Genomic DNA, 10,517 nt, shown 5'->3' with positions numbered 1-10,517 from the left:
GGGCACGCTGCTCCTGGAAGTGGAGCAGCGCCCAAAGCTCGAAGCAGGGATTGGAAATGGCAAGGAAGATGTCGTTGTTCAGGGCCAGCTGCCGGGCCTTGTCGAGGCTCGCATGCTCGTCCACGTCCACGACCCCCCAGACTTCGTCCCAGCGGAGGTTCTCGTCACGCTGTGACCTTGCCTCGCCCTCGGCCTTCTCCTTGAGACGCACGGCGATCTGGACAACTTGCAAGGGTTCTCCGGTCTCGCTGGCCACTTCCACGTGGACGCGCGGGTTGCGCGCCTCGTGCTGGAAGGCCTTGAAATAGCCGCGCTCCGTCTCCTCCCCCTCGCAGACGATGAGGATGCGCTGCTTGGGCTCGCGGGTGGGTCCGCGCCGCCGGATGGAGTGCGCGTCGTGGCGTCTCCGTGAGCCCATGTCTAGGGCTCCTCTTCTGGCGCGGTGACGAGCTGGCCGAGGAACGGGATGGCGCCATAGCGCCCCTGGAGGTACCCACGCTCCAGGTTCTCCTCCTTGCGAGGATGGAAGTCGGTGAGCGGATACAGGTGGGTCGCCCCGGCCTGGTCCTTCTCCGTGAACCAGATCTGGTCCCGCCGCAGCGGCGGCTCGCCGAGGACGTTGCCGAGCAGGTTCGTGTCGTGCGTGGTGAAGAGAAGCTGCGCCCCCTTGGGGTTGTGCCGGGGATCCTGGAAGAGGCGCAACAGCTCGAGCCCGAGAGCAGGATGCAGGCTCGCCTCCAGCTCATCGATACAGAAGAGTCCTCCGCGCCTCAGCAACCGCACCAACCGAGTGGCGATACCAAGCAGGGTAACGGTTCCAGCGGACTCCCGCTCCAGGGGAAACCAGACCTCGTGCCCGGCCTCTGCTCGGTGGCGCAGGTGAATCTCCGCGTCTTTGTCAAAAACGCTCCGGGACGAGCGAACGACCCTCATGTCCAGGATGCCCAGATCCGCAGAGCGCAGGAGCTGAACGACTGATTCACGCTCGTGCTGCCGCGCCGTGTTGTCCTCCTCGAACAGGGAGAGTTGTCCAGAGAAGAGGTTTCCGAGCAATGCAGTATGTAAGGGCTTGAGCCCAAGAAGGGGACTGCGGCTCAGCTCGAACTGGACCGCTCCGAACCAGCCAAAGAGAGGCAAGAGCGCAGCGTGGTTGTTCTGCGCGGCGGCCGACAGGAATAGGCTGTTGGCACGCGTGAGCCCGCGAATGGTCTCATTCTCGCCGTGCAGGTGCTTGCCGAAGTCGAAGTGGTCTCCTTCGCGCTCGAACCACACCTGCTTGCGCCCATGCGGCCAGGCATGAAGCCACTCTTCCTCGATGCGTGCCGCACTCAGGACGAAGCCATAGCGAAAACGCACTCCCTCCACGAGGAAGTCCACTTCGTAGAGTGAAGGCTGCTTCTGTGCCTTGCTCGACAGCGCGAAAGGCTCCTGAGGTGTGCCCTCCTCCGGCTCCCAGTAGCGATGAGAGCGGAGGACGGCCTCGCGCATGAAAGCCAGAGCGTTGAGCACATTGCTCTTGCCTGAGGCATTCGCGCCGTACAGTGCCACAGTCGGCAGCAGCGATTCCCCTAACTCTGGGGGACGGAGCAGCCGAGGATCCTCCGAGCCACCAAGGTTGGCGGCGACCAAGGAGAGCACCTGCTCATCACGCAGCGAGCGGTGGTTCTCGACGCGGAACTGGATCAGCATAGCAGCCTCCGGAGGGAGCCCTCGTAGCCGCTTCGAGCGCTCATGCGCAAGATTTACGCACGAAACGCCTCGAAAAGGAGGCGTCAGGCGCCATTTCGAGCACTGAATCAGCCGAAGGCGTTATAGGCGGGATGGGGGCCGTGTTGAGGGTGAGGGATGGAGCGGAGGGGGCGAGGAAGGCCGCTGTGGCGCCAGGGCTGTGCGCCGGGCCGTTGGAGAGGCGGTGCAGCCCTCTTCAGGCACACGCCGGCCCAATCGGCCCACCCCGCAGGGGGGCGTCGTGAACGGGAGCGGTCGCTCGTAGGGGTGCGGCGAGGAGCCCGCCAGCTCAAGCTCCACCGCCGAGGTGGGTGCCCACCCGTAGCTGTACAGGAACGTTCGGTCCCGGCGAACACGGAGAGGGTCGTGGCGATGGAGTCTCCCTCGGGCGAGCACGGTGGCCTGGATGCTCTCAGACCGTCCCGGGTGCCGGCGCGGCCTGGACGGCGGTCACCCGAACCGGAACGTGCTTGTGAAAGGGCGTGCGCGCGAGCGGGTCGCAGTGGTCGCTCGCCGTGAGGCGGTTGAGCTGCGGGCCGACGGGGGCTCCTCCGCGGTAGCGCATCCCATAGCCGTGGGGGAGCGTGACCATCCCGGGGCGGAGTGAGTCGTCGAGCTCGATCGTGACCTCGACCCGTCCGGTGTCCGACTCGCACATCGCTCGTGAGCCCGAGGAGAGTCCGCGCTCGCGAGCGTCGTCGGGGTGCATCCGCATCGCGCCGTGGGCGTCGCTCTTCCGCCAGGAGGGATCCCGGAAGATCTGGTTGGCGTTGTAGGCGCGGCGCTCGCCCGCCAGCAGCACGAGCCCCGGGGGCGCCTCGGGCTCGTCCCGGAGGGCCTGGAGAGCCCCGAGCATCTCCGGAACCTCCAGGTGCACGCGGCGGTCCGGGTGCCGCAGGAACGACCAGGTGTCGGCGAGCTCGTGCCGCGTGACGAGCGTGCCCTCGGCCTTGTCGAGAATCGTCTGGAACAGCGACAGGCCCAGGGTGAGCCGGTTGCCACGGTGCCCCGCGCGGCGGACCGCACGGGGCTCTCTCAGCGCGAGGTCCATCGCCAGCGCGATGAGGGGCGCCGCGGCGGCGGGCGGAACACGCTCCGGGTGCGCTCGTGACGTCCGGAGCGCCCTCCCCAGCGTGCGGTAGGCGATGGACGCGGCGTACGGGGCCCACCGCGGCTTCGCGGCGAGCGTCGCGCCCAGCGCCGCGATGAAGCCGGCGTGCTTCGTGGCGGAGGGCACGGCCGCCGCGATGCGCTCGAGCACCGGGAAGGACCGGGGCAGCTCGCCCATGGCCTCGAGGAGCCGCGTATAGATTTCCGGCTCGGGCAGGGCCTCCGCGCGCGGGGGAAACAGGGGGTGGCGGAGTTGGAAGGCGTTGTCGGGGAACTCGAGGTTGAACCCCGTGCACTCCCACTTCTCGAGCTGCGTCGCCGCGGGCAGGACATAGTGGGCCAGGCGCGCCGTCTCCGTCATCGCCACGTCCACGACGACGAGCAGCTCGAGCTTCGCGAACGCGCGCTCGTAGGCGGCGGTGTTCGCGCCAGTGAGGACCGGGTTGGCGCTGTCGACGAACAGCGCACGCACGCGCTCCTCCCCGTCGTGTTCGATCTCCCCGGGCAGGATGTTCGGCGGATACAGCCCACCGATGGGGAACATGCGGTGATGCGCGGTGAGCACGTGCCGGCCGGCGCGCTCGTCGGTGTTGCCGAGGATGGGCAGGAAGAGCGAGTGGAAGTTGTTCCCCCCGCGCTTGCCCAGGTTCCCGGTCAGCAGGAACAAGAGCTTCTCGAGGTACGAGTTGAGCGTGCTGTGGAGGCTCTGCTGCAGCCCCAGGTCGACGCGCACGCACGCGGCGCGCGCGCCAGCGAAGGTCCGTGCGACGTGCTCGAGGTCCGCGAGCGGCACGTCCGCGCGACGAACGAACTCCTCGATGGGAACCGCCCGGAGCGCGGCCTCGACCGCCGCGAACCCGGTGCAGCGCTCGGCGAGGAACGCCCGGTCGTGCAGGCCGTCACGCACGATGATGCCGAGCATCGCCGCGAGCAGGAAGGCGTCGGTGCCAGGACGCACCTGAAGGTGCACGTCGGCCATGCGCGCCGTCTCCGTCTTGCGCGGGTCGATGACGACCATCGTGCGCGCGGGGTCGTTCTTCAACTCCCGCAGCGTGTCGCGCGCATTCGGGATGCCGTGCGCCTGGAAGGGGTTCGTGCCAATGAAGAGCACGACGTCCGCGTGTTCGACGTCCTCCGTGATGTGGCAACGCTGGTCGCCGAACAGCCGGCCGTTGATCCAGAAGTCGCCGGTCTTCTCCTGGGCGAGCGCGCTGTACACGAAGCGGCTCTTCATCGCCTTCGTGAGTTGCCGGCTGTACGCGCCCCCGAGGTGATTGCCCTGGCCACCACCGCCGTAGAACGCGAACGCGCGGCCGCCGTGCCGCTCACGCAGCGCGACCAGCCGGGCAGCGATGCCGGCGAGCGCCTCGTCCCACCCCACGCGCACGAAGCTGCCGTCTGGCTCGCGGCGCAGCGGGTGCTCGAGACGGTCCGCGTTCTCCTGGTAGTGCTGCAACCGCGCGGCCTTCTGACAGAGGTACCCCTTGGAGACCGGGTGCGCGTCGTCGCCGCGAATGCTCGTGAGGCGGGAGCCCTCGACCTCGACGCGAAGCCCGCAGTTGCGGGAGCACAGGATGCAGGCGGTCTGCTCGGTGGTCATGGAGGGCCCCTTGCCAGCTGGATGACGAACGTTATCGCAAGAGGGCAGCAGGGGTTCGCGGGCCGCGGGGCTCACCAGCGGCGCGTTCTACCGGCACTTCGAAGACCGGCGAGCCACGAAGGACAGGCGCTGAGCCGCGGCGCAGGTGTCAGACCCTCTCGATGAGCCCCCCACGAGTCGTCTGACACCTCCTCGGGACACCTGCTCGGGCCTGGCCGCTTACTGCGGCGGCGTGAAGCGCACGGCGGACGCGAGGCTCACGCTCCCCGAGTAGCCTCCGGTGATGAGCACGGCCCCCGTGTCCAGCCGCGTCGCGACGTGGCTGATCCGCGCACCCGGCAGGTCCTCGAGGAGGAACCACTGGTTGTACTGCGGGTCATACACCTCGGTGCTCGTCTCGGGGGTGGAGTCGTCGCGGAAGCCGCCCGTCACCAGCAGGGCCCCCGAGTAGAGCAGCGTGGCGGTGTGGCCACGGCGCGGCCGGTTCATCGGCGGGGCGGAGAGCCACCGGTTGTTGTACGGGTCATACACGTCCACCGCGCTCAGCACCTTCATGGACTCGCCGTAGCCACCCGTCACCATCACGTTGCCCGAGTAGAGCCGCGTGGCGGTGTGGCCGTAGTAGTGCAGCGCCGGGATGGAAGGCGCCTGCCGCCAGGTGCCCGTGGCCGGGTTGTACACGTCCACCTGCTGAGTGGGCGCGGGCCCGCCGCCCACCACCATCACCTCGCCCGAGTAGAGCCGCGTCGCGGTGTGCAGGGCGCGGCCCCAGGACATGGAGCCCGTGGAGCTCCAGGTGCCGGTGACCGGGTCGTACAGCTCGGCGCTGGCCAACGCGCCTCCCATGGGCTGTACCCCACCCACGGCCAGCACCTTGCCCGAGTCCAGCACCGTCAAGGTGTGGGCGGCGCGCGGCTCCACCAGGGAGCCCGTGAGGCTCCAGGTGCCGGTGGCCGCGTCATACAGCTCCGCGCTGGTCGAGAGCATGCCGGAGCCAGGGTCACCGCCCGCCACCAACACCTTGCTCGAGCTGGCGAGCCAGGCCGAGGCGAAGAGCGAGCGCGGCGCGTTCATGGAGCCCGTGGGGCTCCAGGTGTTCGAGTACGGGTCGTACAGCTCCGCGCTCCGCAGGGTGCTGCCCGTCCCATTGCTCGCGCTACTGCCGCCCGCCACCAGCACCTGCCCGGAGCCGAGCAGCTCCGCCGCGTGCGAGTGGCGCGGGGCACTCATGGAGGCATTGGGGCTCCAGTAGGCCGAGCCGAGCGCCTGCGTCCGGGTGGACGGCACGGCCCCGGCGGCCGGAGCCTCCGCGTCACCACACCCGCCCACGAGGGTGACCACTCCCGCCATCACGACCGACAACCGAATCCGCTTGTACATGAAGCTCCTCATCCAGATGCAGGGCCGCCCGAGCTGAGCTGCTGGGGGCACGGGGCTGGGGACGCGCCTCCCACGGACGGGCTGTGAAGCAATCCACGCGCCATGCGTATGCGCGCGCCCGGCGCCTCATGCGGCGGAGCGCGCGGAGTGGATTTCTCCAGTAGGCGCGGCATCCGGTGGTGCACCCCGCCCAGCGGTTGCGCCGCGGGAGCAGGCCCCGGGCACGCTCTATCTGGCTGAAATGGCCATTCGGTAGGATGGGCTCCCCCCGATGACTTCCCCCATGCATCCGGATTTCGAGCGCGAGCTGCGCGCGGCCCTGGCCGAGGGCCTTGTCTCCGAGCAGGAGGCGGACTCCCTGCGCGAGGAGGCCCAGCGCCTGGAGCGCGGTCCCCTGGCCCTGCTGCGGGAGCGGGGCCGCCTGTCCGAGGGCACGCTCATCTCGATGATGGCGCAGGTCCGGGGCGCCACGCCCCCGGCGGAGACCAGCGCTCGAGACGAGAGCAAGAGCACCCCCGAGCCCCCGGTCTTCCCCGTCACCGGGTGGGAGCGCTACCAGTGCGTGCGCTTCCTCGGCGAGGGCGGCATGGGGCGGGTCTTCCTCGCGCATGATCCGCGGCTCAACCGCGTCGTGGCCTTGAAGTTCGTCCGGGGGGACGAGCCCGAGCTCACCCGCCGTTTCCTCTCCGAGGCCCGGGCCCAGGCGCGGGTGGACCACGAGCGGGTGTGCAAGGTCTACGAGGTGGGCGAGGTCCAGGGCCGCGTCTACATCGCCATGCAGTTCATCGAGGGGCGGACGCTGAGCTCGCTCGCCCGCGAGCTCTCCTTCGAGCAGAAGGCGCTGTTGCTGCGCGAGGCCGCCGAGGGCGTTCACGAAGCGCACCGCGTGGGCCTCATCCACCGCGACCTCAAGCCCTCCAACATCATGGTGGCGCGCGCGGAGGACGGGACGTTGCGCCCCTACGTGATGGACTTCGGGCTGGCGCGGGACTGGAACGATGGCTCCACCCTCTCCGGCGCGGTGATGGGCACGCCCCAGTTCATGTCGCCCGAGCAGGCCCGCGGCGAGGTCTCCCGCCTGGATCGCCGCTCGGACGTCTACAGCCTGGGCGCCACCCTCTACAGCGTGTTGACGGGCCACCCGCCCATTCCCGGCGGCAACGCGCTGGAGGTGCTCAACAACCTCGTCAAGCACGAGCCCCGCCCGCCGCGCGCGGTGGACCCGAACATCCCCGCGGACCTCGAGGCCATCGCGCTCAAGTGTCTGGAGAAGGAGCGCTCGGCCCGGTACGAGTCGGCGCGCGCCCTGGCCGAGGAGCTCGACCGTTTCCTCTCCGGTGAGCCCGTGCAGGCCCGCGCCCACGGCGCCTGGTACCGCCTGCGCAAGAAGCTCCGCAAGCACCGGCTGGTGGCGTCCGTGGCCGCGGGGGCGGCCGTGCTCGTGCTCCTGTCCCTGGCCTGGGTGGGGATGGCCCGCCGCGAAACCGCCGTGCGCGAGCGCCTGGCCCGGCGCTTCACCGAGTCCGTGGAGCGCATCGAGGCGCTGGCGCGCTACTCGGACCTCGCCCACCTGCACGACACGCGCGTGGACCGGCGCGTCATCCGCGAGCGCATGGCGGCCCTCGAGGCCGAAATCCACGACGCGGGCGAGCAGGCCGTGGGGCCGGGTTACTACGCGCTGGGGCGCGGCTACCTCGCGCTCGGAGACGAGGCCAGGGCCCGTGAGTCGCTCGAGGCCGCCTGGAGCCACGGCTTCCGCGAGCCCCGCGTGGCCTACGCGCTCGCCCTGGTGACGGGGCACCAATACCAGGAGCAGTTGCTGGAAGCCGAGCGCCTCCGTGACGCCGATCGGCGGGAGGCTCGCAAGCGGGAGATTGAACGCCGCTACCGGGAGCCGGCGCTGGCCTGGCTGCGCCAGAGTGAAGGGGCCGAGGTGCCCTCGGCCGCGTACGTGGCGGCGCTGCTCGCCTTCTACGAGAACCGGTGGGACGAAGCGCTCTCGCTGCTGGAGGGCATCGGCACCGAGCGCTCCTGGTTCCACGAGGCGCCCAAGCTGCGCGGAGACATCCTCCTGGCCCGCGCCATGCGGCACTGGAACCAGGGCGAGCACGAGGGCGCACGGGCGGACTTCGAAGCGGGCCGGAAGGCCTATGCCGAGGCGGCCGAAATCGGTGAGAGCGTGGCCTCCCTCTACACGGCCCAGGGCGAGCTGGAGTACGGCGCGTTGATTCTGGAGCTCTACGGCAAGGGCGAGGTCTCGCCCCGCTACACCCAGGCCCTCCAGGCCGTCTCCCGCGCGCTCACGGCCCTGCCCGAGCACTATGACGCGCTCGTGCTGGAGTCCCGCCTCCACCGGCGGCTCGCCGAGCATCAACGCAACCTCGGCGATTACTCCGAGGCGTTGCCGGAGAAGGCGGTGACGGCCGCGCGCCGTGCGCTGGAGCTGGAGCCCTCGCGTTCCAAGGCCCGGCTGGAATTGGGGCAGAGCTATTGGATCTGGGGCGACACCCGCCAGAGTCACTCGCTGGATCCGCGCGAGCAGCTGCGCAAGGCCGTCGAGAGCTTCGAGGGCATCGCCCCGGAGGAGCGGAACCAGGACTTCTTCTTGAATCTGGGCATGGTCTACCAGTCGTGGGCCGACTACGAGCAACAGGTCGGCGCGGATCCGCTGCCCGCCTACGGCAAGTCGATCGATTCCTATCTCGCCGCCCTCCAGCGCAACGATGGGTTGCCGGAGGAGTGGATCAACCTGGGCATCGCGTACTACACGCGCGCCACGCTGCCCCGGGCCCCGGCTCCGGACGCGGACCTCACCCAGGCGCTGGCCGCACTGGACAAGGCCCGGAGCCTCAACCCCGGTCACATGGTGCCCTACTTCTACGCGGGGAAGGCGCACGCGCTCGTGGCCTGGCGGCTGCGCGGCTCGGGAGGTGACCCCGGCCCCTCGCTGGAGCGCTCAGCGGAGATGTACCGCGCGGGGCTCGAGCTCGGCCCCCGCATTCCCCAGTTCCACAACGGCCTGTGCCTGACGCTCCTCCAGCAGGCCCAGGCGCGCTGGGACCACGGGGGAGACCCCTTCCCCGCGCTCGACCAGGCCCGGGCGGCCTGCGAGCAGGCCGTGGCCGTTGCTCCCCAGAGTGGCTTCGGGCACATCAACCTCAGCGAGGTGCTCGCCTGGCGAGCCCTGTACCAGCGCGCCCGGGGAGAGGACCCGGGCCCGAGCGTGCACGCGGCCGACGAGGCCCTGCGGCAGGCACTCCAGTTGCTGCCGGAGAACGCGGGAGCCCTGGCCAACCGCGGCATGGTCCACGCCCTCCTGGCCACCTTCGAGCAGGAGCACGGGAGGGATGCGCGCCCCAGCAGCGCCCGGGCCGAGGCGGCGCTGCGGCAGGCCCTCGCGCGCAATCCGGCCCACGCCGAGGCCTGGTACTCCCTGGGTGAGGCGCTGGGGGCCCGGGCACTCTCGCCGGGCGGGCGCCCCCAGGACTCCGAGGAGGCACTCCAGGCCTTCCAGAAGGGGCTGGAGCTGGCTCCGGGGCGGCAGGATTTCCGCATCGGCTTCGGGCATTTCCTCCGCCGCTGGTCCACCCGGTTGATGCGGGACGGGCAGGACCCGGGCCCCTCGCTGCGACGCGGGCTGGAGCTGGCCGAGCAGCTCCTCGCGGCGCGTCCCGGATGGCCCGACGCCCGGCTCCTGCGAGGCAGCCTCCTCGCGCTCCAGGCGGCACTCCCCTCCGCCTCCCCCGGACAGCAGCAGCAGTGGCGCGGACAGGCCCGGGAGGACCTCTCCCGCGCGCTCTCCACCAACCCGGGCTTCCAACGGGAGTGGGGAAGCGCCCTCCAGCGCCTCCAGCACAGCGGACCCTAGACTCTTGGGGCCGCGACGTTTCGCGATTGTCGGCGACATGTCGCCGACAGCCGTTCCCCTCCCTTCCCGACCCTTCGCCTGGGGCTTCTCCTCTGAAGAGCCCCCGGAAACGTGCTGGCACGACGCGTGCTCTAGGGATTTCCCGAGTTCACTGAAGACTCCCAGAACCCAGGAAATCCCACCGTGATGAATGCACCTCGTTGGAAGAAGCTGATGTTCGCCGCCAGCCTCGCCGTCCTCCCCGCCTGCGGGATGGAGGACCCGAACAGCCCCGAGGCCCAGGGGCCCGACAAGCAGACCCCCACCCAGCTGGGCCAGACGCGGGCCGAGCTCTCCCTCGGCACCGAGACCACCTGGCTCCCGGCCCGGGGCGACTCCGGAGGTGGCTATCCCAGCTCCGTCGCGTGCCCGGCCAACTCCGTCGCCGTGGGCATCCAGGGCACCATGGACGCCTACATCAACAGCATCGGGCTGCTGTGCCGCACCCTGAACGCCGATGGCACCCTGGGCGCCACGTCCTCCACCGCGGTGGCGGGGAGCCAGTGGGGCGTCTCCTTCTCGCGCCAGTGCCCGAACGGCATGGCTGTCGTGGGCTTCCCGGGCCACTATGGCTGGTTCGTCGATTCGCTGGGCCTGCACTGCGCCGCCCCCAACGCCTGGATGACCAGCGCCACCGTGCAGTCCACGGTCGCCGAGACGGGTGGCTACTCCGGCAACCCCTTCTCGGATGTCTGCCCCCAGCAGCGCGTGGTCACCCAGCTCTACGTGAACAACGGAGACGTCATGGACCGGGAGCAGGCCCTCTGCACCCGCATGGTGGCGCCGCCCCCG

5 protein-coding genes and 1 pseudogene are annotated in these 10,517 nt (G+C 70.2%); 2 read left to right on the top strand and 4 right to left on the bottom strand.

Annotated features, from left to right (window positions below; translation table 11 throughout):
- From ACJ8AN_RS14935 to ACJ8AN_RS14920, 4 genes are all read right to left on the bottom strand, one after another.
- The coding region (locus tag ACJ8AN_RS14935; protein ID WP_407756014.1) for an RloB family protein at positions 1–418 on the bottom strand (418 nt) is incomplete at its 3' end.
- Positions 419–420: 2 nt separating this feature from the next.
- Positions 421–1,689: an AAA family ATPase gene (locus ACJ8AN_RS14930; RefSeq protein WP_407756013.1), complete on the bottom strand. Its 1,269-nt coding sequence runs from the start codon at positions 1,687–1,689 to the stop codon at positions 421–423.
- A 451-nt stretch (positions 1,690–2,140) separates the two neighbouring features.
- Positions 2,141–4,438 (bottom strand): molybdopterin-dependent oxidoreductase, encoded by a 2,298-nt coding sequence (locus tag ACJ8AN_RS14925; protein ID WP_407756012.1) that lies wholly within the window; start codon positions 4,436–4,438, stop codon positions 2,141–2,143.
- A 219-nt stretch (positions 4,439–4,657) separates the two neighbouring features.
- Positions 4,658–5,818, bottom strand: a complete 1,161-nt coding sequence (locus ACJ8AN_RS14920) for a Kelch repeat-containing protein (protein WP_407756011.1) — start codon at positions 5,816–5,818, stop codon at positions 4,658–4,660.
- A gap of 271 nt (positions 5,819–6,089) precedes the next feature.
- Between ACJ8AN_RS14920 and ACJ8AN_RS14915 the strand changes: the two genes are divergently transcribed.
- Together ACJ8AN_RS14915 and ACJ8AN_RS14910 are read left to right on the top strand one after the other, a co-directional pair.
- Positions 6,090–9,686 carry a protein kinase domain-containing protein gene (locus ACJ8AN_RS14915; protein WP_407756010.1) on the top strand — a complete coding sequence of 1,199 codons (3,597 nt, stop codon included), beginning with the start codon at positions 6,090–6,092 and terminating at the stop codon, positions 9,684–9,686.
- 186 nt (positions 9,687–9,872) lie between these two features.
- A pseudogene (locus ACJ8AN_RS14910) lies at positions 9,873–10,517 on the top strand (hypothetical protein); the annotation flags it as partial.

Source organism: Archangium sp. (assembly GCF_045802675.1).
Classification (GTDB): Bacteria; Myxococcota; Myxococcia; order Myxococcales; family Myxococcaceae; genus Archangium.
The sequence above is the reverse complement of the archived record's forward strand: the minus strand, read 5'-3'. Positions and strand labels throughout refer to the sequence as shown.